Here is a 24,792-nt window from a genome sequence, read left to right as displayed (position 1 = left end):
GTTCAAAAAAATTAAATAAATAATTGTCTTATCATAACCCTATCGATATGAGTACAAGTAAAAAAATAATTATGAGATTATTCATCATCAAGCCAATCCTGTTTTTGAGTATAGCATTATTAATAGCTAATACAGCAAATGCCCAATTAAACAAATTCGAAGCCATGTATTACCAAAACCAATATTTGGGTAATCCGGCAATGGCAGGATTAAATAAAGGTCTAAATGTAAATCTTGGATTTCAGAGACAATGGGATGATGTTCCCGGAAATCCCGTTATGTTGTATGCAACAGGTGAATACAACCCCGATAGCAGAGCAGCATATGGACTTAATTTTAGCAGCGACAGAGCAGGTTTAATTACCAATTCCAGAATTTTAGGAACATTTGCTTACCATTTGCCTCTTAATGACGAAGATCAAAAGTTGAATTTTGGACTTTCATTAGGCGCCAGGTTTCTGTCACTTGATAAGAGTAAAATTAGTGGAGATATAGAAGATCCTTCGCTTCAGAATTTTAATGAAGGAGGAGCTTTAGATGGTGATTTTGGTATTTCCTATACTTCAAAATTGTTAACCGTTCAGGCGGCAGTACCAAATCTGAATAATACTTTTTTCGAAAATGATAACGGAGAAAGACGATATGTAGATAGTCAGATTTTTTACTCTGCTATAAGTTATAAAATATTTGTGTCGAGCAGAATAAATGATTTTAACATCGAACCTCTCGTAGCATATCGAACAATTAGAGGATATAAAGACATTATGGATGTTGGGGCTAATTTTACTATGCCGGAATATCATACAAATATATCAGCTATGTATCATACAAACGAGGTTATCTCGGGCTCTTTTGGGATTACATTAGACAAACTCGGAATCTTTTTATCTTATTCCAGTTTTATTGGCAATACAGGAGCTTACGCAAATGATGGATTCGAACTGGGATTACGTTATAAGTTTTTAGAATAATAAATGTTGGTTATTTATTAATCTTTTCAATTATTTTTTCTCGATGGCTTAAACCCCAGTTGACCAAAGTTTCCGTTACCGGAAGAACAGATTTTCCGTATTCGGTAATGGCATAAATAACCGTTACAGGTTTTGTTTGCTGTGCCGTTCTTGAAACCAGAAGATTAGTTTCTAATTCTTTTAATTCTTTACTCAGCATCTTTGCCGAAATGCCTTCGATCTCTCGTTGCATTTTCTTGAAATTAATAACCTGATGTGTTCTGTTAGTCAGAAAACGCAAAATCATTAATTTCCATTTTCCTCCCAAAACATCCAGACTATCGCGCATTGCCATAAGTTCTTCTGAACAATTGGCTTCGCGAAGCGTTCCGTTATCGTTAATTTTTGCCATAGTAGTTTCTATTCGGTAACCGGTAACCTTGAGTTAACCCATAGCAAAAATAAAGTATTTGTACTTTAATTTCGTAGGATAAAAGAAGAAAAATGAAAGCAATCGTTTTACATCAAAATGGACAATTTTATCTGGAAGAAGTAGCAACTCCATTACCAAAAGACAATCAGATTCAGGTAAAAATTATAGCTGCTGGTTTTAACCCAATCGATTATCAAATGACCGAAAATGGCACGGAACGCAAGTTATTGCATTCACCTATTTTGGGTAGGGAATTCTCCGGAATAGTCTCAGCTATTGGAGAAAAAGTAACCGGTTTTAAAATTGGCGATCGGGTTTTTTGTGGTTCCGGAAGTATGGGATCAAATGGTACGTATGCCGAGTATATTTGCGTTCCCGCCGAAATCGTAATGCATTTACCCAACACTATTTCTATTGAAGAAGGTGCAGCAATTCCTTCGGTAGGATTAACTGCTTTGCAATCTATTACAAGGATGAAAGCCAATCTTACGGATTCTATTTTTATAACCGGAGCTGCTGGCGGAGTAGGGAATATGCTCCTTAAATTATTAATCGAAAGAGGAAATCGCAACTTAATTGTCACAGCAGGAAACGAAAGTAGTATTACTGCATTGCTGGATCTTGGCATAAAATCAAATCAGATTATTAATTATAGAAAAGAAGATGTCTATGAAACTGCTTTAGCGTTAAATAAGAATGAAAGCTTTGATTTTGTAGTTGATTTGGTTGGAAATGAAATTGCCGTTACAGCAGCAAAACTTTTAAAAACCAACGGAACTTATGTTGATGTAACCAATTTTTCTACTCCGGATTCGCGCGAAGTTCTTTTTAGTAAAGGTGCAACGATTTTAAACATTTCTAATTATGCTTATGGACTGGAAAAGAGATATGATTATTATAAAAACGGACTTGAAGAATTAAAGATTTTACTCGAAAAAAAGACCATTACGCCGCCAAATATTGAAATAATAGGAGCTTTAGAAGTTGATACAATCCTCAAAGCTCACCAAATACTTCGTGATAATAAAACCAACGGAAAGAAATTAATAATGCAAATGAAACAACTATGAAAACAATTCCGAGAAGGATCGTTACAGGCTTAAAAAACGGAAAATCAATAATCGAAACAGATGCAATTGTATCGAATGTATCAGAACATTTCCCCGGGTTAATTATATCAGATATTTGGTCAACAGATAGTATGCCCGTAAAATTAGAAGAAGAAAAAGTAATCGAAAATACCGCTTTCCCCAATACACCCAAAAACGGAAGTTATTTTCGATACGTTCAGATTCCGCCAGACAAAGACTTAGGAATCATTGCAGAAGAAGGTCAGCCGCATCCGTTAATGCATCAAACCGATACTTTGGATTATATCGTAATTCTTTCCGGAGAAATTTGGCTTATTGTCGATGAAGACGAAACGCTTTTGCAAGCCGGAGATATCGTAGTTCAAAGAGGAACCAATCACGCTTGGAGCAATCGATCTGATTTGCCTTGTATTCAATTGGCGATATTATTAGATGCTGATATTATGGCACACGGATGACACGGATTCGCTTCGCGAAAACGCGGATAAAAACGGATTTTTTTATTTTACTCATCATAGCTACCCTCAATCTTGTCATCCTGAGGAACGAAGGATCACACTCGGGATTCGACAAAGATTGGCGACATTTTTTGCGGAGTTTCGAGTGTGATTTCTCCCTTTGGTCGAAATGACATACTGTACGATCCGTTTCATAAAAATAAAAAATCCGCGTTTTCGCGATAGCGAATCCGTATCATCCGTGTGCCATAAAAACCAATATTTCTTATAAAACCAATTGCCCTAGCCCTGATGGAAGCGATATCCTTTTTGTTTTTTCTTTAAAAATAAAAAGATATAGCGTACAGCAGGAAATAGCTCCAAATCCTTAAAAAAGTCTATTAGATCGATAGGATAAAAAAAGTTTAGGATTTTGTGTTGAAATTCAAAATATCTCTTTAAATTTGCCGCAGCAATGAAAAACGATAACCAGAATACCAATTATTATAGCTGCAACATATGTTGTGCGACTATGCGATGGTATGAACTGGCTTATATATAAAAATAAAATAATTTATTTCTGAAGCCTTTCATAATTTATTGAAAGGCTTTTTGATTTTTAAATTTAAGAATTTCAGATGCGTTAAGTATGTATGTCTGTGGATATAGCAGATTTAATTTGAATAAATAAAATGATTGAATTAAAAAATGTCACCAAGAATTTTCATCAGAAAAACCGAATCGTTTCGGCTTTATCAGATGTTTCGCTTAAAGTTCCTCCAGGGAAAATCTTTGGTGTAATTGGAACTTCGGGAGCCGGAAAAAGTACTTTGATTCGTTGTGTGAACTTACTGGAAAGACCAACTTCGGGAGAAATTATCGTAGACGGAAAATCGTTAATGCAACTATCAAATGCACAATTGGCGATCGAGAGAAGACAAATAGGAATGATTTTTCAGCATTTCAATTTGCTTTCTTCCAGAACTGTTTTCGAAAATGTGGCTTTCCCGCTTAAATTGGCTGGCGCTTCAAAAACGGATATTCAGACTCGTGTTTTAGAATTACTGCAATTGGTAGGTTTGGCAGAAAAAGCAAATGATTATCCTGCAAGCCTTTCCGGAGGTCAAAAACAGAGAGTTGCAATTGCAAGAACTTTGGCTAATAATCCAAAAGTGCTTTTATGCGATGAAGCCACAAGCGCGCTTGATCCTGCGACTACAAGATCGATTTTGAATTTATTGAAAGATATTAATCGCCGTTTAAACATTACAGTTCTTTTGATTACGCACCAAATGGAAGTCGTGAAATCGATTTGTGATGAGGTTGCCGTAATCAGTCACGGAAAATTGATCGAGCAGGGAAGTGTAGGAGAAATTTTTGCCGACCCAAAACATGAATTAACAAAAGAATTTATTGCATCGTCATTGCACCTTGATATCCCGAGAGTATATCAGGAACGTTTACAAAAAGAAGATGGCGAAGGTTTGAGTCCGTTGTTGAGGTTAGAAATGACCGGAAAATCTGTAAATGAACCTGTTATATCTGAAGTTTCGCGATTGTTTGATACTAATTTTAAAATTGTTAGTGCACAAATGGATCAGGCTGGTGATGTCAATTTTGGTGTTATGCTGATCGAATTATCAGGTAAACGCGAGAATTACGAAGCAGCAATTCAATATTTTATTTCTAAACATATTAAAACAGAAATCATAGGTTATGTCTGATTCTACTATTACCTTATTATTAAACGGTACCTGGGAAACCATCGTGATGACATTCGTGTCGGGATTTTTTGGTTTTGCATTGGGACTTCCAACCGGTATTTTACTTTTCCTTACCCGTAAAAATCAAATCCTGGATCAACCCGTTTTAAATAGAACTTTATCGGTTTTGGTGAATGTTTTTCGTTCAATTCCGTTCATTATATTAATCGTCTGGATGATTCCGTTTACACGTGCATTAGTCGGAACTTCTATTGGTGTAAGTGCAGCTTTGGTTCCGTTAAGTATTGGCGCAGCGCCATTTATTGCCAGATTGGTAGAGAATAGTCTTTTAGGTTTGCCTTCAGGATTAATCGAAGCTGCAAGGGCTTTGGGTGCAACACCGTTTCAAATCGTATATAAAGTATTACTTCCGGAAGCTTTGCCATCGTTAATAAATGCCGCATCGATCACATTAATTACGCTTGTAGGATATTCTGCAATGGGTGGAGCAGTTGGAGCCGGTGGTTTAGGACAAGTTGGGTATCAATACGGTTATATTGGGTACGATGCCGTAATCATGAATTCAGTATTAGCATTATTGGTGATTTTGGTATTCATTATTCAGTTTGCAGGGGATTTTTTATCAAAACGATTTGATCATAGATAATGCTTTGAAATACTTTGGCATTTTACCGCAAAGTGCGCAAAGTTTTTTTTAAGCTTTGTTAATGTTTTGAGATTTTACCGCAAAGTGCGCAAAGTTTTTTTACTCTGCTAAGTTTGTTAAAAACACAAAGTTCGCAAAGCTTTGTGTTGAAATAGCTTTGCGAACTTAAAAAATGTGTTTACACATTAAATCTTAGTGAACTTTGCGAAAAACCTTCGCGACCTTTGCGGTAAAAAACACACACAACGAATTAAATAATAATTAAAAACTAAAATATGATTACTAAAAATAATTTTTTAAAAGCAGTCGGAATTTTAACCTTGACACTTTCGTTGGTTAATTGTGGCAAAGCCAAAAATAATGATCCGCATCACATAAAAGTTGGAGTTGCAACCGGACCGGAATATAAAGTAGCAGAAGCAGCTAAAAAAGTAGCAAAAGAAAAATACGGACTTGAAGTAGAGTTGATTTCTTTTAATGATTACGTGATTCCTAACGAAGCTTTGAGTCAGGGAGATATTGATGCAAATGCTTTTCAGCACAAACCATATCTTGACGAACAATCAAAACAACGCGGATATAAATTGGCAATCATTGGAAAAACGTTTATTTACCCAATCGCTGCCTATTCTAAAAAAATAAAAAACCTTGCTGATTTAAAAAATGAAAGCACGATTATTATCCCAAATGATCCAACAAACGGAGGACGTTCTTTATTACTTCTGGAAAAAAACGGTTTATTGAAACTTAAGCCTGGAATTGGTTTATTGCCTAAAGTAACTGATATTGTAAGCAATCCTAAAAACTTAAAAATATTAGAATTAGAAGCACCTCAATTGCCAAGAGCGCTTGATGATGATAACGTAACAATTGCAATCATCAATAATACTTTTGCTTCTCAGGCAGGATTAGTTCCTTCTCGCGATGCTTTGTTTGTAGAGGATAAAGATTCTCCTTATGTAAACTTAGTAGTAAGTCGTGAAGACAATAAAAACGAAGAAAAAGTAAAACAGTTTTTACAAGCTTTTCAATCTGCAGAAGTTGAACAAGCAGCAGTTCGCGAATTTAAAGGCGGAGCTGTAAAAGGCTGGTAATAAAATATCCCGCATTGTAATGCAAACAAAAAAGCGCTAAGTCAATAGATTTAGCGCTTTTTTTATAAATAATGAATTAGTAAGAAATAATTTAATTTTGTTAGATAAATTAATTTTGCATTTTTTTCTTTCCCTCAATATTAGGAAGCAAACTTGTCAAAATACCTATCAAAGGCAGGAATGCGCATACTTTAAAAACATATTCTATACTTGTTGTATCAGCTAATTTTCCTAAAATAGCAGATCCTAATCCGCCCATTCCAAAGGCAAGACCAAAGAAAAGCCCCGCAATTAAACCCACTTTTCCGGGAACAAGTTCAGTTGCATAAACTAAAATTGCAGAAAAAGCAGATGAGATAATTAATCCAATAATTACAGATAAAATTCCTGTCCAGAAAAGAGAAGCATAAGGCAATAATAACGTAAAAGGAGCAACACCTAATATAGAAATCCAGATAATATACTTTCGTCCAAAACGGTCTCCTAATGGTCCGCCAAATAAAGTTCCGGCAGCCACAGCACCAAGAAAAGCAAAAAGATAGATTTGAGATTCCTGTACAGACAAATGAAATTTATCGATAAGATAAAACGTATAATAACTTGTCATACTCGCCATATAAAAGTATTTAGAAAATATCAAAACCAATAAAATACCCAATGAAAAGATTACTTTTTGTTTAGAAAGCGAATGATGAACCTCTTCTGCAACTGCGTTTTTATTTAATGCTTTAAGATTTAAATGTTCCTGATACCATTTTGCAATTCCGGAAAGAATCACAATTCCTAAAACTGCAGCAAGACAAAACCAGATAATATTAAACTGTCCATAAGGAACAACAATTATCGCGGCAAGCAAAGGTCCGATTGCGCTTCCTGCATTTCCGCCCAATTGAAAAATAGATTGTGCCAAACCCTTTTTTCCTCCCGAAGCCAAATGCGCAACCCTTGAAGATTCAGGATGAAATATAGAAGACCCGATACCTATTAAACTTACGGCTAGTAAAATATTAACGAAACTGGAAGCCACAGCAACGGCAGCCAAACCAACCAATGTAAAAACCATTGCGATTGCCAACGAATACGGACGCGGTTTTCGATCTGTATAAAAACCAACAAAAGGCTGTAAAATTGATGCTGTAAGCTGATACGTCAAAGTAATTAATCCGATATCAGTAAACGTTAAATGAAATTTCTCCTTAATAATAGGATAAACCGCAGGAACAACTGCCTGCAACATATCGTTCAGGAAATGCGTAAAGCTAATCGTAAATAAAATAGAAAAAATAGTTTGTTGGGCTAACTGCTTAGAAGGGGTAATTGTGCTTGTTTTCATGATTTAAATATCAGATCATCTGATGAATTTAGATAAAAATTAGTAATTAATATGTCCTATAATTTTTGCAACAGTATTCCAGGCCTTTTTAGAATCCTGTGCAATAATACTTTTTAAAAGTTGTTCATGTATCGCATATGTATCCTGAAATATTTTAGTATCAGGATAAAGATGCAGAAATCCTTTTTTAAGATGTATCGAAGCAGATTTATATAAATCAGCAAGAATTTCATTTTTTGAAGCTTCTGCAATCGCGATATGAAATTGTATATCAGCTTCGACACATTCTTCGAGTAAACCCCTTTCTGCAGCGACCATTCTGTTTTGCAAATGTTTTTTCATTGCAACAATATCATCTTCGGTTCTGTTTGTAGCTGCTTTTTCGGCAATTTTTAATTCTAATAATTGTCGAACTTCATCCAGATCCTGAACACTGGCACGCATTAAACGCTGATCCATAGGTTCACGGGTAGTTCTTACTTCCTGAACAAATGTACCAACTCCTTGTTGAATGCGGAGCAATCCTAAATTGGACAGCAATTTCATCGCTTCTCTAATAGATGATCTCCCAACACCAAAACTTTTCATAAGCTCAGCCTCAATAGGTAATTTCTCATTGATTTTATAATGTCCCAAAGAAATCTGCTCCTGTAATTTTGAAGCAACTTCTTCTGCAAGAGATTTTTTATTGATTAGTGCCATATTAAGTTATCATATCATCTGATGATTGTAAATATAAAAAAAATATAGTAATGAATTAATAATGCATTAAAGATTTTCGGTCAAAATTTTGCATGGTTTGTTCGCTATTGCTCAAATCAAAGATTATTGATTTGGTACAACTTTCGTGTAAAGCTTTGTGAATTTGTAGTTTATCCTTTTTTTTTGATAGCTGAGAATCTTTTTGCATTCTGTTTTTAAATAACCTGTACTTATTACAAGCTTCCAATTAATTATGTAAATTTTCCTATAAATTATGTAACTGTTTTTTAAATTAAAATTAAGATTTTTGTTTTGTTCTAAATCAGAACCACTACAATTGATAACTATTTTTAATATTTAAACCCCAAAACTATGAAAAATATTAGCCAGATTGCTATTGTTTCGAGCGTGTTAATTACTTTATTTAGCTGCTCTAATGATAAAGATGTCGATGCAAATCCGGGCACAACTACCAATCCAGTAGAAGGTAATGCTGCCAACACAACTTATAAACCCGCTTTCGAGGGACAAACTCGTATTAGCGGTATTCAAACCAATACACCTTATGAAGGAGTTGCTATTGCTACAACCTTAACAAGCCCTTGGGGAATTAAAACTCTTCCTGATGGAAGATTATTAATTACAGAAAAAACAGGTACAATGCGTATCGCCACAACTGCCGGAGTTTTAAGTGCACCTATTACTGGTATTCCTGCTGTTAATGCTGCTAATCAGGGAGGTTTACTAGGTTTAGCGATTGATCCTGATTTTACTGCAAACCGTATGATATATTGGGTTTTTGCAGAAGCAACTACAGGTGGAAATAATACGGCTGTAGCCAAAGGAAAATTGTCTGCTGATGAAAAAACAATCGAAGGTGCAACCATAATATACAGAGCGAAACCTGCCAATGCAAGTACGCTTCATTATGGCGGACGTATTCTTTTTGATAAAACAGGTTCACTTATCATAAGCACAGGAGAAAGATCTGTGCTGGAAACAAGACCATTAGCGCAATCAGTTACTGCCGGACTTGGAAAAGTAATCAGAATAACAAAAGACGGACAGCCTGCATCTGGAAATCCAACTTTTACGCAAACCGGAGCTTTACCTGAATTATATTCTATAGGACATAGAAATCCGCAAGGTCTGGCGCTTAATCCTGTTACTAACGAAATCTGGCTTTCTGAACATGGACCAAGAGGTGGTGACGAAATCAACCGCATAAAACCTGGTGCAAATTACGGATGGCCTACAATTACTTACGGAATCGAATATAGTGGTGAAAAAATTGGTGCGGGAATTCAGCAACAAGATGGTTTAGAACAGCCTGTTTACTACTGGGATCCTGTAGTTTCGCCAAGCGGAATGACTTTTTATACAGGAAATCGTGTTCCGGAATGGCAAAATAACCTTTTCATTGGTGCTTTAAGCGGAATGCATATTGTGCGTCTTGCCATAAAAGATAATAAAGTAATTGGTGAAGAAAGACTTCTTGCTTCAGAAGGTCAACGTTTTAGAGATATTACACAAGGAAACGACGGAGCTTTATACGCTGTTACTGATAATGGAAGACTTTATAAAATTGACAAGAAATAAAGAGAATAGAAGAAAGAGAATAGAAGAAAGAGAAATAGAACTTGACTCTTGATAATATAATGGCGCTGTATGGCGCCATTTTTTTGTTTTGGATATTGGGTTGACTATATTTGGTAAGGATTAAAATAAATACCATTGAAGAATAAAATTACAACCTATTCGCTCGCGCATCATAAAAGTTTGTTTGCGAATGCTGATACTAATAAAGACTACTTTTATATTCAGGCGCAAGATCATCCTTATATCAGCGAGCCTTACAGAGCAGAAAGTTATGCGATAGAATTTCTTCGAAAAGGCAGTATTGTAATGCAAACCAAACTAAAGAAAATTATAATTCATGCTCCGGCAATAATTACTTTGGGACCATCTGTAATTAGAAGTTTTACAAAAGACAGTGACGAAATTTTAATTGACATTATTTTTTTTAAGCCCCAATTTTTTCTGCACAATCAGGCTAATGTTTTCTTTTTGGCACAATATGAATTTTTCGAAAATAGTGACATGCATGTTTTTAATCTTGAGAAGAAAAACAAACTTAAGTTTGAGCAAATCTTTTCTTTATTACGCCAGTCGCTTGAGAGTAATTCACATCATCAGCCTTCTATTCTAAGAAGTTATCTTTATATTTTGATATATGAACTGGATTCTTTTAAACAAATTTCGCCTAACGAATCCATACAAAATCCGTTGTTCGAAAAATTTAGAGAAATTCTTTTTAAAGATTTTATAAAACATAGATCCGTTCAATATTATGCCGATGCTTTGAATGTAACCCGTAAATATTTATCAGAAGTAATAAAGAATAATAGCGGCAAGACAGCCAGCAACTGGATTGAAGATATTGTTGCTCTCGAAGCCAAAGTTTTACTCCAGAATAAAGAGCTAACAATCAACCAAATCAGCGATATTTTAAACTTCCCCAATCAATCCGCATTTGGAAGATTCTTTAAAAAATGTGAAGAGATTTCGCCTTTGGAATATCGGAGAAAGAATATCTGAAATATAATTTTGTATTTTAAATAAAATTCAAGGTTTCAGCTTTTGAGATGCATTTAGATAAAGGTATTTTTTCATAAAGTTTGTCATTTCGAGGAACGAGAAATCTTCGCAAGTGACTCCGTTCCAAAAATTACCAATCTTTGTAGAGTTTCTAACGAAGATTTCTCGTTCCTCGAAATGACAAAAAGACGTTGTATTTATAAAAAGCTTTGTCAAAGTTTTAAACTTGACAAAGCTAATGCGTCCGTTTTATTCAAAGTAAAACGCCTTTTTTAAGCAGTAAAAAAAACTATGTTTCTATGTGTTTAAAAACACACATGAAGTTTCCGACTTTTCGAACAAACTACAAGACATTTAGCTCTTTCCTGATCCATCAAATCCTCTCAACTTTGCATTTAATAAAATAATAAAAGATATGTCTAAAGTTGCAAAATTCGTAGTAATCATAAATGATAATGTAGTTTGGATGGAAGAAAAAGCCTTGAAATTCTATTCTGATTTGTTTGGTGATGCGAAAGAAATAGGAGAGAAGTACGCTCAGGAAAATCTTTCCAGTCAGAAATTATTCAAGATTCAGAACGATTTTTCGGTTGAAATGTTAATGGCTTATGAAGGCGAAAATCCGTTGTCTTTTATGAAACTCAATTCGTCCCGACTTTCAAATCAAAATCTTGGAGCTAATAAACCCATTGGCGTAGATCATATTGTATACTTTAATCCAGATGATTTATCAGCACTTTTTAAACGTGCCGAAGAAGTCGCATTGCAAAGAAAACACGATTTGATCTGGGCAAAAGCTTTTGAAATTGATACTGTTTTAATAGAAACTTTGAAATCTTTGGGTTACGAAGAATTTGAATATGAAAATGACAGTACACGCGACACACATCAAAAACAGCTTTATTTTAAAAAATCAATCTAATCGAATCTTGATAACCTCATCATTAGCAATTGCGTAAACAATATCATTCTGTTGAGGCTTTAAAACATGTTTTCCGGTAAATTCGCCAAAAGCAGCTAAAATCATTTGGTTTTCTTTCTGAAAAAAACAAGGTAATTTTAAAGATTGAGCACCAAAACCACGAAGGATGATTCCCGGATGAATATGTCCGGAAAAATTGAAAAAACCATCTTTTATTGTGGGATGATGCGTTAATAAAAAATCATCTATTTCCAGAGATTCAATTACATCAATGTCAAGATTTATATAATGTTTCTTGTCGATAATATCATGATTTCCTGCAATAAGAATAATTTTATTGGTACAGCAGTCGACCCATTTTTCGAATAAATCCCATTCGGTGTTTTTAGAACTATGAAATAAATCTCCCAGGAAAATAATTTTTTCAGGTTTAAAATTTTCCACAACTTCAGTCAAACGTTTAAAATTTTCCGAAACCACATTATTCGGAATCGCCACGCCGTGTTTTCTAAAATGGGAAACTTTTCCTAAATGCACATCAGAAATGAGAAGCAAATTTCTGGTTTCCCAAAATAATGCGCCGCTTGGATGTAAAATAAATGTTTGGTTTTGTATGCTAATAGTCATAAATATTACTTCATATACGAAGCTGTCATTTTTTTAATTCGTTCTGCTAAAGTTTCGCTTGATAATTTTTCTCTTAATCGATCCGTAATTAAAGGGAAACTAAAAGGCGTAGGTTTTAAACATTTTTTCCAAATAATTTCCTGATTGTTTATGCGTTCTAATGCCATAATCAAACGACCTTCCTCAAGCTGATGTTCAAAGGTTTCGCGATACGCCTGCTGAAATAATAAATTATCAGGTTCATAATCCCTAAAAACTTCAAATAACAACTGAGAACCACTTTGCAAATGTTTTGTTTTGACCATTTTACCCGGAAAACCTGTAAAAACCAAACCTGCAATTACGGCAATATCCCTGAATTTTCGTCTTGCCATTTCAGTAGCATTCAGACTTTTTTGCAGATCATGATGCACATATTCCGTCGAAAATAAATTATTATCTAAAACATTCTGCATATCAATTTCCTGATCAGAAAGTAGTTCGAATCCGTAATCGTTATAAGCAAGCGAAAAACTTATGGGCAAAAGTAAACTAATTCTGTAAGCCAATAAACTGGCAAGGGCTTCATGAACAAAACGCCCTTCAAAAGGATAAAAAATAGCGTGATATCCTTCTCTTGTTTTAAAGGTTTCGATCAAAAATTCGTGATCGCCCGGAACGATAGATTCCTTTCTTTGTCTAATAAACAAAGGTTTTAACGCTTTTAATTCCGGTGATAAATTATCTGTATTGGCGCGATATAATTCCTGACGCAGCAATTCGCTCATTTGTGCCGAAAGTGCCATTCGTCCGCCCATCCAGCTTACCACTTTCGATTTCTTTTTAGGGTCAGCCTTTCGAACCAAAACCTGCATATTCCTGACTTTGAATAGTTCCAGTTGTTTTCCGGCAAAGATAAAAGTATCTCCCGGTTTTAATTTCGAAACAAACCATTCTTCGATAGTACCAATATAACCGCCGCTCATAAATTTTACATTTACAACTGCATCGCCCACAATAGTTCCTATTTGCATTCGATGATGCATGGCAATTAATCTGCTGTTTATTTTAAAACGTCCGTCTTCTTCAACTTCTACCTTTTTATATTCATCATACGCCTGTAAACTTTGACTTCCGTTAGAAATAAAATTCAAAATCCAATTCCAGTTTTCCTCCGTCATTGCCTGATAACAAAACGTTGCTTTTACTTCTTTAAAAATTTCATCAGGAAAAAAACCATCAGAAACAGCCAGCGTATTAAGATATTGAACTAAAACGTCCCAACTGTTCAAGTACGGAACACGATCTTCGATAACATTATTTTCAACCGCTTTTTTCAATGCCGAAGCTTCGATTAATTCGATTGCATGCGTTGCCAAAAAATAAATCACACTTTCCTTTCCCGGTTGATGCCCGCTTCTTCCGGCTCTTTGCAAAAAACGCGCAACGCCTTTAGGACCACCAACCTGAATAATAGTTTCTACGGGAGCAAAATCGACTCCCAAATCCAGACTTGAGGTACAAACCACAACTTTTAATTCTTCGTCTCTAATTGCTTGTTCTACCCAAAGTCTCGTTTCACGATTTATACTGCCGTGATGCATGGCCATTTCTCCGGCAAACTCAGGATATTTTTCCAGTAATCGCTGAAACCAGATTTCACACGCAGATCGCACATTGGTAAAAATCAAAGTCGTTTTACTCGCTTTTACAATTTTTGCCACTTCGTCAATAAGATGCAAACCCATATGTCCGCGCCACGGATACGTTTCCATTTTATCCGGAATAATCGATATAACTTTTATTTTTTTATGAATCTGAGCCTTTATCAAAACCGAATTATGATAGGCTTCTGAATCAACGCCCAATAAAACTTCCTGAGCTTGCTGTAAGTTTCCAATTGTTGCTGAGATTCCCCAAATTCGCATATTGGGAGCAATCGTTTTAAGTCGGGATAAAGCCAGTTCAGTTTGCACACCACGTTTTGTACCTAATAGCTCATGCCATTCATCGATAACAATTGCCGTACAATTACCAAAAATTTTATCATATCCTTTTGTAGCCAAAAGCAATTGTAAACTCTCCGGAGTTGTCACTAACAAATCTGGCATTTTTCCTTTTTGCTTGGCTCTTTCACTTGCCGATGTATCTCCGGAACGAATTCCGACAGTCATTTTAGTTCCAAGATCATTAACGACTCTTTCTGCAGCTTGTTTTATTTCAACCGAAAGCGAACGCAAGGGTGTAATCCAAATAGCTTTAAGTCCGGGCGTATGTTTCGTTTTATAATTGGGATTATTTTTAATGTAGTTTAAAACAATAGGCAACCAGAGCGCATAGGTTTTTCCGCTTCCGGTTGGAGCGTTCAGTAAACCATTTTTACCCTGCAAAAAAGCAGTCCAGGTCTGGGTCTGAAACGGAAACGGTTTCCATCCCTGATTTTCAAACCAGTCATTTGCTACCGCAAAAAGTTGCTCTCTGTTCATTTTATTGTTTTTTCACTGTTAAGATTTTTTTACCATTAAGATATTAAGATGCATTAAGGTATGCTTTGTTTAAGAAAATTAAAAAATGCATTTTTACCACAATCTTGTCATTTCGACGGAGGAGAAATCACACAAGTAATTCGACAAAGATTAGCGACATTCTTAATGCGATTGCTTCGTTCCTCGCAATGACAAAAAATGCGAAAAAAAATCCGTGCCCATCCGTGTTTTCGCTTGCGAATCCGTGTCATCCGTGTGCCATTTTACCCGCAATACCATCTATAAAATCATACTTTTCAAATCCTCAATAGAATTTGCTTCCTTTATTTTTTTATCATGTCGCCATCTTAAAATCCTTGGAAATCGTGTTGCAATTCCGCTTTTATGTCTTTTCGAAAGTGCAATACCTTCAAAACCAATTTCAAAAACCAATTGAGGCGTTACGCTTCGAACCGGGCCAAATCGTTCTAAAGTATTCTTCTTAATCCAGTCATCGACCATTCTAAATTCGGCATCGGTTAAACCGGAATAAGCTTTTGCAAAAGTGACCAATTCACGTTCGTTATTTTCATTATTATGCCATAAGGCAAAAGTATAATCGGTAAATAAATTCGAGCGTCTTCCGTGTCCGCGCATCGCGTAAGTGAGAACGGCATCGATCACCAGAGGTTCAATTTTCCATTTCCACCAATCGCCCTTTTTTCTTCCTACGAGATAAGGCGAATCTTTTCTTTTTATCATCAAACCTTCACTTCTCATTTCGCGGGATCGCAATCTTTCCTCCGTTAATTCTTCCCAGGTTGAAAATTTTACCCTTTCAGAAAGTTGCAGCGGAATATCATTGTGTTTAATATCTTCAAACAATTGCTCTAATAATATACGTCTTTCTTCAAAAGGAAGATTTCGAATATCCTGACCTTTCCATTCCAGTAAATCGTATGCTTTTATAATTACAGGAGATTTTTTCAGGACTGCTGCCGAAACTGTTTTACGTCCAATTCTGGTTTGGAGATCATTAAAAGTTCCAATTTCATTTTCGATAAACGGAAGAATTTCTCCGTCGATTACAGTTCCATCAGGAATAATTCCAATGAAAGCAGCAAACTCAGGATATTTATCCGTTACTAATTCTTCGCCACGACTCCAGATAAAAATTTCATTATCACGAATTATGGTTTGCGATCGAATTCCGTCCCATTTGTGCTCCGCGCTCCAATCTTCGGCATTTCCCAGATTTGATGGTTCGCCTTCAATAGGATAAGCCAGATAAAACGGAAATGGTTTCGATAAATAATCGCTATTTTTTTCGTCTAAAATTAATTCCTGAAACGAGATTGTATTTGGATTCCAATCGCCCATTAATTTGTGTGCAAGAGAATCTTCATCAATATTTTCGGCTTTAGAAAGTGCGCGCGTCATTAACTTTTGGCTTACGCCGATTCTAAAACTTCCGGTAATTAATTTGGTAAAAACAAAACGTTCATAATAATTAAGAGCCAGCCAGTTTTCCTGCAGATATTCTTTTTTCTCGATATCTGTTTTCTTTTTCAGTGCAATAATTTCCTGTAGATATTCTGTTAAACTTTTATCAGAATGTTCATGTGTGGTTGGAATTACCAATGCTATTGTTTCTGCCAAATCTCCAACAATATGATAACTTTCTTCAAACAACCATAGCGGAATATTGGCCAGTTCATTTGCCCACAAACGCAATAAAGTAGTATTGACAGGTCTTGGCGGACGACGATGCGAAAGAATTGCAATTGTCCAGACTTTATCTTCATTACTGGCATTGATAAAATAATTGGTCAAAGCATCTACTTTTACCGACGTTTTATTAGAACTGTCAAGCGCTTTTATAAGTTCGGCAAAGTTTTTCATGTTTTTTTATTTTTTTAAGAGAGTGGAGAAGGTGAGTAGAAGAAGCAAGAGACAAGAAGCAAGATTAAAGAGACAAGAGACAAGAGACAAGATGAAAAGATTAAAAAGAATGCTGAAAAAAGATTAAACGTATTAAGATATTTTCTCTTATTGCTTAAATCTTGTCTCTTGCTTCTTTCATCTTTATTCTATACTCTTTATTCTATTCCACATCTTCTATTTTCTCAACATCTTCCTCAACATCTTTCTTACTATCCATTTCACCTAATTCTCCTTCATATTGTGTGTGAGCGGTTCGTGCATCATAACCCAGTTCCTGAAGGTATTTCGAGAATATATCTGAATATCCGTGTGTACAGATTATTTTTTCGGCTCCGGTTGCTTTAATGCTTTCAAGTAAACCTGTCCAGTCGCAGTGATCGCTTAATACAAAACCACGATCTACGGCTCTACGGCGTCTGGCTCCTCTAAACGTCATCCATCCACTGGCAGAACCTGTAACAAAAGGAGTCATTTTTCTAATCCACGTACTTCCGTGTGCACTTGGCGGAGCGAGAACTATACTGCCCAGTAAATCTTCTTTTTTGGTAGCAGCAGTTACTCTGGTTGTAGGCGGAAAATCGACCATTGGCCGTAAGACTTCCGTCATATTTTCGATTGCTCCATGCGTGTATATTTGACCAATACTGGTATCGAGATATTTTAATAAACGTTGTGCTTTTCCAAGAGAATATCCAAACAAAACAGACGTTTTTCCTTCGGCACGATTTTCTGCCCACCAATTATTAATATCGGTCATGACTTCGGCTTGTGGCGTCCACTTAAAAGCGGGTAATCCAAAAGTACATTCTGTTATAAAAGAGTTACATTTTACAACTTCGTAGGGTGTAGAAATTCCGTCATCTTCGGTTTTATAATCTCCGGTAAAAACCCAGACTTCGCCTTTGTATTCTACCCGTATTTGGGCTGAACCTATAATGTGTCCCGCAGGATGAAGCGAAAATTTTACTCCGTTTACAGTAAAAGTTTCGTTCCAGTCTTTCCCCGTAACATTAATATCGCCAAGACGGTGTCTTATAATAGGTACATTGGTATGATGAGTAATATAATTTTGATGTCCCCAGCGAGAGTGATCTGCATGGCCATGTGTAATAATTGCGTTCGTAACCGGACGCCACGGATCAAGATATACATCTGCCTGCTGACAATATATGCCTTTGTCGTTGAATGCTAATAATGGGACTTTCATAACTTTACTTAAGCTATTTGAGCAATTCTCGCACTTTTATACAAAGGATATGAACTGATAAAATGAGAAACTTCGTCTTTCATTTTTTCGTATGATTGCCCGTAAAAGTACAATCCGGTAGTCGAATTTCCTTTCCAGAATCTTTCGGCAGTTTGTGTGGTATTGGTGCGTTTTGAAATTTCAGACTGAATAAAATCTAAATTATACAATTCCTGATTTTTTTCTTCGGGAATAGCTTCATCCAGATAAATGGCAATTCCTTCGTTTTTACCAAACGGAATTTCCTGATGTGTTTTTTTAATAATTATTTTTGATCCTTTTGGAGCACCACAATCTTCAAGATAAGTCATGATCTCTTTAAGGATATTTTCTGCTATTTTTTCCTGATAAAATTTGATGTGAATATCACAAAAAATAATTTCTCCGGGCTCTTCCTTAAGAATTCCGCCACCAGAAATCTCACCATAATTTTTAGTAGTTAAAAAATCATTTAGTGGTAACAGATAAAGGTTTCGTTTATCTGCAGGTGAAACTTTATCATTAATCTGAACAACAATATCATATTGATTTTGATCAGATTCGTTGCTTTCAAATAAGTTGGAGATAAATTGTAGCAGCATAGCAATTAAGGTGTTAGTTACATAAACGTTACACAAAGTTACTGGCTATGACAAGTTTAGAATTTATACTTTTTTCCTTAAATGTTACATGATTTCTAATCAAGCAAGTATATTATCCAATGTTCTTACAAGCTCCTGAAAGTTATTGGGCTTGGTAAATATCTGTACAGAGTCAAATTCGTTGGTCAGTTTTTTTAGTGTATCCTGTGAATGCGATGAATAAACAACCACCTGAATTTTATTAAGTTCAGGAATCTGTCTCAATTGCTGGATGAATTCTGCTCCGCTTAGATAAGGCATTTGCATATCCAGAAATATAAAGTCAGGCAATACAGTTGCTGCTTTTAAATTATTTAATGCTTCTAATGAATTATTGGAAATAGTAGTTAGGATATTTTTATTCAAAGAAGCTATTGCTGCGATAAAAAGTTCGCAGTCATCTTCGTCATCATCTACTAGTAAAATTACAGTATTTTTCATTCCATGAAATTATTTTAAAATCCGCACATGAAGTTATATAATTTTGTTCAGGATTTATATAATTTCACTTTCATATAATTTTTAAATTTTAATATTTTAAGAGTTGGGAAAACAAAAAAAAAAGAGGATAAAAGACTTTAAACTTTTACCCTCTTTTTTATTTAAATCTAAAATAATTAACCGTGAGCCGCTACAGAAACATCTGCCCATTCTTCCCAGGTTGCCAGTTTTTGCTCATATACTTGTTTTGCAAATGGCAATGCTACTTTACCTAAAAACAGGCGTAAAGGAGGATTTTCTGCTTCAACCAGTTTAACAATCGCAGGTACAGTTGCGCTTGTTTTTCCAAAGGTGTCAGGATCATGTCCTTCTTCAATTGCTTTTCTAAGTCCGTTATAAGCGTCAATACTTTCACTATTAAATCCGTTACCCCAAATATCAGTAACATAACCGTTTGGTTCAACCAAGGTAACATTGATTCCAAATTGTTTTACTTCCTGAGCAAGTGTTTCAGTCAAACCTTCCACAGCAAATTTAGAAGCATTATAAAGACCCAAATTTGGCAAAGTTGTGATTCCTAAAATAGAAGAAACCTGAATAATATGACCACTTTTTTGATTTCTCATAATTGGTAAAACCGCTTGAGTTAACCAAAGAGTACCAAAAAAATTCGTTTCAAATTGTGCTCTTGCTTCTGTTTCGCTGGCTTCTTCAACAGCTCCATTTAATGCATAACCTGCATTATTTATCAGGATATCAATTGTACCAAAATGTTGTTTTACTTTTTCTACAAGTGCAAACGAATCTTCACGCTTGTTTACATCTAAAGTTAAAGGCAAAATAGCGTCTCCGTATTGTGTTTTTAAGTCGGCTAGCGTATCGATATTTCTGGCTGTTGCAGCTACCTTGTATCCTTTTGCTAAAAATGCTTCTGTCCAGGCTTTTCCAAATCCTTTTGATGCTCCTGAAATTAAAATTGTTTTTGACATGGTGTTTTAATTTTTAAATGTTGATTATAAATTGTTGATTATTTATTTTTAAATATGACTGATCGGTCATTTTTATGATAAAAAAAATTAGAGTGTGTTTTCCTCTATAATTTTTTTTAATGTTTTTGTTATCACTTTCATCTTATCATTATTACCTGACATTCTGGAAATTAGATGACCGCCTTCCATCATGGCAAACATAACGATGGCAAATTCTTCGGCATTCCATTCCGGATTAAATTCTCCGTTGGCAATTCCTTTATTCACACTATTAGCCAGTAATTGCTGATTGGCATTACAGCCTTTATTTATTTTCTCTTTTACGACAGGATTGGTATCATCAGCCTCTGTACCAAAATTTAATAAAGGACATCCTCCGATAAGTGGCGGATTTACAGCATTACTAAAGAAATCTATATAAGTAAAAAGCTCTTCTTTTGCTGTTTTGCTTTTACTGATTGCAAACAAAAGTTTATCGCCCAATATTTTCATATTATGATCTACCGCGGCGCAGGCAAGAACATCTTTGTTTTCAAAGTGAACATACATACTTCCTTTAGACAATTTTGTAGCCTCCATAATATCACTCATAGCAGTTGCGGCAATCCCTTTTGTATTAAAAATTGGTGCTGCTTTTTCTATAATGAATTGTCTGGTTTCTTCTCCCTTTGTCATGATAGTTTCATTTAACGAGTACAAATATATGACCGATTGGTCATAAAAACAAAATAAATTGATTTTTTTTATGATAATTTTCACATTTGACTTCGTTTGTTGGGAGTTACAAGTCCTGAGACATAATTTTTTTATTTAAAATGCTTTAGAAAATGTAAATTCACTGAAAGTTACACCGTTCTTTCTGTCAAGACGAAGGTGAAATCTTCACAAGTAACTCTGCAACGTAGTTATAATCTCTGTCGAGGTACTTATATGTCCTTCGACTTCGCTCAGGATGACAAATTGGATGAAAAATATTATTATAAAAATGACTTCCACTTCTATCGGGGCTTCGAGAGCGGGATTACCTCCTTAAAAAAATAAACATTTTTTAATGAAATATTTTTATTTATGTATTTAACTACGTAGTTTTGTATGTAAAACTATAAAAACATGAAACCACAAATTATTCCAATCGAAAATAAATACTCTAACGAAATCGTAGATCTTATTTTAAACATCCAGCAAAATGAGTTTAATGTTGCGATCACGATCGAAGACCAACCGGATTTATTAGATATAAAAAACTTCTATTATACTGGAGGAGGTCACTTTTGGGGCGCATTTATAAATGATGAATTAGTTGGCACAATTGCTTTGATAAAATTTAGCGATACTGAAGCAGCCATCAGAAAAATGTTCGTAAAGAAAGAATTTCGCGGAAAAGAATTTTCGATTGCACAGAAATTATTAGACACTTTACTGGAATATTGCAACGAAAATCAAATCGATGATTTATATTTGGGAACCATAACAGTATTAGAAGCTGCTTTGCGTTTTTATGAAAGAAATCATTTCATCAGAATCGAGAAAGAATCGCTTCCAAATACATTTCCCATTATGAGTGCCGACAATGTTTTTTGTCATTTAAAACTAAAAAAGTAACGATGAATATAATTGATGAATCAGGGATTTTAGCCATTTCAACACGATTGCAGCGCCTTAGCGAACAATTGCGAAAAGATGGCGCATTATTTTATAAATCATACGGAATCGACTTTGAGCCCAAATGGTTTCCTGTAGTTTATACCCTGCATCATAAAGAGGTTTTGAGTGTTGTAGAAATTGCAAACGAAATAGGTTATACCCATCCGTCAACTATTAGTTTACTCAAAGAACTCGAAAAACAAAAATTAATTCGTTCTAAAAAAGACAAAGTAGACGAACGCAAAAGATTGATTTCGCTTACACCAAAAGGTCAGGAATTAATCCTGAAAATGAAACCCGTTTGGGATGTAATGTCCAGCGTTCTTAAAGATATAGCCGACAATCAAAACAATCTGCTTCAAGCCATTAACGAAGCCGAAAACAAATTAATACATCAAAGCTTTTTACAAAGAGCTTTACAGTTGAAAAGTGAGGAGCAAAACGAGTAACTTCTGATTTTTTACTTTTGTCACCCTGAGCGAAGTCGAAGGGCTTCTCGATTGGAATTTGGTCCTGAAACTTCGGGATAAAAAATTAGAATTTTATTTCTCAATCCTGTTTTTAATATGTTTTCTGTGTGCGATTCCCCAATTGATCATTTCAGAAATAATTGGTCCAAAGGATTGACAATAAGGAGTAGATTCATAAAGTATAGGTATTTCTGCATCGCGATCTTCCGTTCTTTTTACCAAATTATTAAGTTCCATATCTTTCAATTCCTTCGAAAGCATTCTTGAAGTAATTCCTGGAATACTTTGCTGAATTTCCTTAAAGCGATGATTTCCGTTACAGATAGAATTTATAATAGGCAACTTCCATTTTCCTCCCAAAACATATAAAGTGTCCTGAAGCGCCTGAACTTCTTCTTTTTGATTTCTTTCCATAACAAAAAATTTAGACCAAGATAAAATTTTTTCACCATATAAATGATATAAGATAGTATAAGATAGCATGAATTTGACTGTTTTTTAAACCATATAATTATTATAAGAAGTTGCTTTAAAAGCGTTCCTGTTTAAATGAACTTATATAACTTATATGGTGAAAAAATCATTTAGGTATACTCCGTGATACCATTAAAAAAGCAATATATTTTCGCATTTAACTTTGTCCCATTAATTTTAAAATATAAAAAATGGACAATTTAAAAAATAAAGTTGCGGTTATCACAGGCGGAAATAGCGGTATAGGATACGCAACAGCCAAACAATTAAAAGCACAAGGCGCAACAGTTATTATCACCGGAAGACGTAAAGAAGCAATCGATAAAGCGGCTGTAGAATTGGGCGTTCATGCAATTGTTGCCGATCAGTCGAGTATTACGGCTATCGAAAATCTGGCATCAAAAGTAAAACAAGATTTTGGTTCAGTCGATATCCTTTTTATCAACGCCGGAATTGCCGGATTAGGGAACATCGAACAAGCCACAGAAACATTATTCGACAGTATTATAAATGTAAACTTCAAAGGCGCTTATTTCACTTTAAGCCGATTCATTCCAATTCTAAAAGATAACGCATCTGTCGTATTTCTTTCCTCTAACACCGCCAGTATGCCAGGTCCGGGATCATCCATTTATTCTTCCAGCAAAACAGCCCTTAATTCAGTTATGAAATCGGCGGCTCTGGAATTGGCACCAAGAAAAATCAGAGTAAATTCCGTTAGTCCTGGTCCAACAGAAACGGAGGTTATGAACAAAGTTGGATTAGATAAAGACACCATTAAAACCATTATGGATGTTGTGGTCGATAAAATTCCGTTAAAACAAATGGGAACTTCAGAAGATGTCGCTAAAATGGTCGCTTACCTAAGTAGTGACAACTCAAAATTCATTACCGGAGCTGATTTTATTATGGATGGCGGAATGGTTCTGGCATAAAAAAACGCTTTTAAAGTTGAAGATTCTATCCTAAAGACGCACAAACAGTGCGTCTTTTTTATATATAAAATGCAACAGTTTTATAAAAGAAACTTAGTCCAGAACTATCAGTATAAAAACAAGAATTTAAATTTTTAGGAGCTATTTCCTGCTTTCCGCTTCAATCTTTTTATTTTTTAAAGAAAAAAATAAAAAGGATTTCCACTGCAATCAGGGCTAGAAACCCGCTTTCATAAGAAATGGCAGACGCCTTAGAAGTTTTTCGAGATTATTTAGACCTTACCAGAAGACGCACTGCTGTGCGTCTCTACGATTCCTGTTGAAATTAAAAAGGGAAGACTTCAGAACCTTAGTAGCTTTAAAGAAATCCTTTGAACCTCTGCACCTTTAAACCTTAAAAAAGAAAATCCTTTGTACCTTTGTCACTCTGAACCTTTGAACCTCAAAAGAAAAAAATGTCCTCAAAAGAAATCCTGCAACAGCACATCGCCAAAACTGCTTCGTTAACAGACGAGCAATTCGATTATTTCTTTTCGCATTTCAAACCTCTGACTTTCAAGAAAGGACAAACGATTATTAGTTCAGGAGACAAAGTCGATTGTGAGTATTTTGTAATTTCAGGCTGTTTAAAGGCTTTTTTTATCAATGACGAGATCAAAATGTACATCCTTCAGTTTGCAATGCCAACCTGGTGGACATCAGATTACGATGCATTATACAACCAAACCAAGGCAACAATAAACATTGATTGCATTACAGATGTCGAATTACTTTGCCTTTCTAGCAGCGATCGCGAAAAATTGTGCAACGAGTTTCATCAGGTAGAACATTTCTTCCGTTGGAGAACCAATAAAGGATATATTGCTTCTCAAAAGCGCCTTTTATCGTTTATGAATAACAATGTCAAAATTCGGTACGAAGAATTATTGGCATTATATCCACAGCTTTATAATTTAGTTCCCAAACATTTAATCGCCGCATATCTGGGAGTTTCAAGAGAAACTCTGAGTCGTCTTAACTCATAAAAG

At 35.1% G+C, this 24,792-nt stretch carries 25 protein-coding genes; 13 read left to right on the top strand and 12 right to left on the bottom strand.

Going from position 1 to position 24,792, the window contains the following annotated elements; all coding sequences use genetic code 11:
- Positions 1-47 precede the first annotated feature (47 nt).
- On the top strand, positions 48-971 hold the full coding sequence (locus ASF10_RS22330) for a PorP/SprF family type IX secretion system membrane protein (protein ID WP_056254479.1): 924 nt from the start codon (positions 48-50) through the stop codon (positions 969-971).
- Positions 972-981: 10 nt separating this feature from the next.
- Here the strand turns inward: ASF10_RS22330 and ASF10_RS22325 are convergent, their stop codons facing one another.
- On the bottom strand, positions 982-1,362 hold the full coding sequence (locus tag ASF10_RS22325; RefSeq protein WP_056254476.1) for a winged helix-turn-helix transcriptional regulator: 381 nt from the start codon (positions 1,360-1,362) through the stop codon (positions 982-984).
- Between the two features lie 92 nt (positions 1,363-1,454).
- On the opposite strand from ASF10_RS22325, the gene ASF10_RS22320 reads away from it, so the two are divergent.
- The 5 genes from ASF10_RS22320 to metQ all read left to right on the top strand — a co-directional run bounded on the left by ASF10_RS22320 (position 1,455) and on the right by metQ (position 6,375).
- The gene (locus ASF10_RS22320) at positions 1,455-2,453 is read left to right on the top strand and encodes an NADP-dependent oxidoreductase (protein ID WP_056254473.1); all 999 of its coding nucleotides are present in this window, start codon (positions 1,455-1,457) and stop codon (positions 2,451-2,453) included.
- Complete coding sequence (locus tag ASF10_RS22315) at positions 2,450-2,932, top strand: cupin domain-containing protein (RefSeq protein WP_056254470.1); 483 nt, start codon at positions 2,450-2,452, stop codon at positions 2,930-2,932. Before ASF10_RS22320 ends, ASF10_RS22315 begins: the two co-directional genes overlap by 4 nt.
- 671 nt (positions 2,933-3,603) lie before the next feature.
- A complete protein-coding gene (gene metN / locus ASF10_RS22310) occupies positions 3,604-4,635 on the top strand; it encodes a methionine ABC transporter ATP-binding protein MetN (protein ID WP_056254468.1) in 1,032 nt (343 codons plus the stop codon).
- Positions 4,628-5,281, top strand: coding sequence for a methionine ABC transporter permease MetI (locus tag ASF10_RS22305; protein WP_056254465.1), 654 nt, complete (start codon positions 4,628-4,630; stop codon positions 5,279-5,281). Before metN ends, ASF10_RS22305 begins: the two co-directional genes overlap by 8 nt.
- Positions 5,282-5,556: 275 nt before the next feature.
- The gene (gene metQ, locus ASF10_RS22300) at positions 5,557-6,375 is read left to right on the top strand and encodes a methionine ABC transporter substrate-binding lipoprotein MetQ (protein WP_056254464.1); all 819 of its coding nucleotides are present in this window, start codon (positions 5,557-5,559) and stop codon (positions 6,373-6,375) included.
- A 109-nt stretch (positions 6,376-6,484) separates the two neighbouring features.
- On the opposite strand, the gene ASF10_RS22295 is transcribed toward metQ, so the two are convergent.
- Positions 6,485-7,708 carry an MFS transporter gene (locus tag ASF10_RS22295; RefSeq protein ID WP_056254461.1) on the bottom strand — a complete coding sequence of 408 codons (1,224 nt, stop codon included), beginning with the start codon at positions 7,706-7,708 and terminating at the stop codon, positions 6,485-6,487.
- Positions 7,709-7,747: 39 nt separating this feature from the next.
- Positions 7,748-8,410 carry a FadR/GntR family transcriptional regulator gene (locus ASF10_RS22290; RefSeq protein WP_056254459.1) on the bottom strand — a complete coding sequence of 221 codons (663 nt, stop codon included), beginning with the start codon at positions 8,408-8,410 and terminating at the stop codon, positions 7,748-7,750.
- A 372-nt stretch (positions 8,411-8,782) separates the two neighbouring features.
- Here ASF10_RS22290 and ASF10_RS22285 point away from each other — a divergent pair, with 372 nt between their 5' ends.
- From ASF10_RS22285 to ASF10_RS22275, 3 genes are all read left to right on the top strand, one after another.
- The gene (locus ASF10_RS22285; RefSeq protein WP_056254455.1) at positions 8,783-10,009 is read left to right on the top strand and encodes a PQQ-dependent sugar dehydrogenase; all 1,227 of its coding nucleotides are present in this window, start codon (positions 8,783-8,785) and stop codon (positions 10,007-10,009) included.
- A gap of 135 nt (positions 10,010-10,144) precedes the next feature.
- Positions 10,145-11,008, top strand: coding sequence for a helix-turn-helix domain-containing protein (locus ASF10_RS22280; RefSeq protein WP_056254452.1), 864 nt, complete (start codon positions 10,145-10,147; stop codon positions 11,006-11,008).
- Between the two features lie 415 nt (positions 11,009-11,423).
- Positions 11,424-11,930, top strand: a complete 507-nt coding sequence (locus ASF10_RS22275; RefSeq protein ID WP_056254449.1) for a hypothetical protein — start codon at positions 11,424-11,426, stop codon at positions 11,928-11,930.
- Here the strand turns inward: ASF10_RS22275 and pdeM are convergent.
- The 8 genes from pdeM to ASF10_RS22235 form a co-directional block, all read right to left on the bottom strand.
- A complete protein-coding gene (pdeM, locus tag ASF10_RS22270) occupies positions 11,922-12,557 on the bottom strand; it encodes a ligase-associated DNA damage response endonuclease PdeM (RefSeq protein WP_056254446.1) in 636 nt (211 codons plus the stop codon). The genes ASF10_RS22275 and pdeM overlap by 9 nt on opposite strands.
- A gap of 5 nt (positions 12,558-12,562) precedes the next feature.
- A complete protein-coding gene (locus tag ASF10_RS22265) occupies positions 12,563-15,022 on the bottom strand; it encodes a ligase-associated DNA damage response DEXH box helicase (protein WP_056254443.1) in 2,460 nt (819 codons plus the stop codon).
- A gap of 279 nt (positions 15,023-15,301) precedes the next feature.
- Positions 15,302-16,903 carry an ATP-dependent DNA ligase gene (locus tag ASF10_RS22260; protein ID WP_056254439.1) on the bottom strand — a complete coding sequence of 534 codons (1,602 nt, stop codon included), beginning with the start codon at positions 16,901-16,903 and terminating at the stop codon, positions 15,302-15,304.
- 202 nt (positions 16,904-17,105) lie between these two features.
- Positions 17,106-18,152, bottom strand: a complete 1,047-nt coding sequence (locus ASF10_RS22255) for a ligase-associated DNA damage response exonuclease (RefSeq protein ID WP_056254435.1) — start codon at positions 18,150-18,152, stop codon at positions 17,106-17,108.
- 8 nt (positions 18,153-18,160) lie between these two features.
- Positions 18,161-18,772 (bottom strand): hypothetical protein, encoded by a 612-nt coding sequence (locus tag ASF10_RS22250; RefSeq protein ID WP_056254433.1) that lies wholly within the window; start codon positions 18,770-18,772, stop codon positions 18,161-18,163.
- 99 nt (positions 18,773-18,871) lie between these two features.
- Complete coding sequence (locus tag ASF10_RS22245; protein ID WP_056254430.1) at positions 18,872-19,252, bottom strand: response regulator; 381 nt, start codon at positions 19,250-19,252, stop codon at positions 18,872-18,874.
- A 176-nt stretch (positions 19,253-19,428) separates the two neighbouring features.
- Entirely contained in the window at positions 19,429-20,241 is an 813-nt protein-coding gene (locus ASF10_RS22240) for an SDR family NAD(P)-dependent oxidoreductase (protein WP_056254427.1), read from the bottom strand.
- An 87-nt stretch (positions 20,242-20,328) separates the two neighbouring features.
- Positions 20,329-20,916, bottom strand: a complete 588-nt coding sequence (locus tag ASF10_RS22235; protein ID WP_056254424.1) for a TetR/AcrR family transcriptional regulator — start codon at positions 20,914-20,916, stop codon at positions 20,329-20,331.
- A gap of 435 nt (positions 20,917-21,351) precedes the next feature.
- Here ASF10_RS22235 and ASF10_RS22230 point away from each other — a divergent pair, with 435 nt between their 5' ends.
- On the top strand, positions 21,352-21,843 hold the full coding sequence (locus tag ASF10_RS22230; protein ID WP_056254422.1) for a GNAT family N-acetyltransferase: 492 nt from the start codon (positions 21,352-21,354) through the stop codon (positions 21,841-21,843).
- A gap of 2 nt (positions 21,844-21,845) precedes the next feature.
- Complete coding sequence (locus ASF10_RS22225) at positions 21,846-22,334, top strand: MarR family winged helix-turn-helix transcriptional regulator (RefSeq protein WP_056254419.1); 489 nt, start codon at positions 21,846-21,848, stop codon at positions 22,332-22,334.
- A gap of 93 nt (positions 22,335-22,427) precedes the next feature.
- Here ASF10_RS22225 and ASF10_RS22220 read toward each other — a convergent pair whose 3' ends face one another.
- The gene (locus tag ASF10_RS22220) at positions 22,428-22,769 is read right to left on the bottom strand and encodes a winged helix-turn-helix transcriptional regulator (protein WP_056254860.1); all 342 of its coding nucleotides are present in this window, start codon (positions 22,767-22,769) and stop codon (positions 22,428-22,430) included.
- Between the two features lie 251 nt (positions 22,770-23,020).
- Between ASF10_RS22220 and ASF10_RS22215 the strand changes: the two genes are divergently transcribed.
- Both ASF10_RS22215 and ASF10_RS22210 read left to right on the top strand, forming a co-directional pair.
- On the top strand, positions 23,021-23,764 hold the full coding sequence (locus ASF10_RS22215; RefSeq protein ID WP_056254415.1) for an SDR family oxidoreductase: 744 nt from the start codon (positions 23,021-23,023) through the stop codon (positions 23,762-23,764).
- Between the two features lie 455 nt (positions 23,765-24,219).
- The gene (locus tag ASF10_RS22210) at positions 24,220-24,789 is read left to right on the top strand and encodes a Crp/Fnr family transcriptional regulator (protein ID WP_056254412.1); all 570 of its coding nucleotides are present in this window, start codon (positions 24,220-24,222) and stop codon (positions 24,787-24,789) included.
- Positions 24,790-24,792 lie beyond the last annotated feature (3 nt).

This window comes from Flavobacterium sp. Leaf82, from assembly GCF_001422725.1.
In the GTDB taxonomy this organism is placed as follows: Bacteria; Bacteroidota; Bacteroidia; order Flavobacteriales; family Flavobacteriaceae; genus Flavobacterium.
This window is presented reverse-complemented; position numbering and strand designations above follow the sequence as displayed.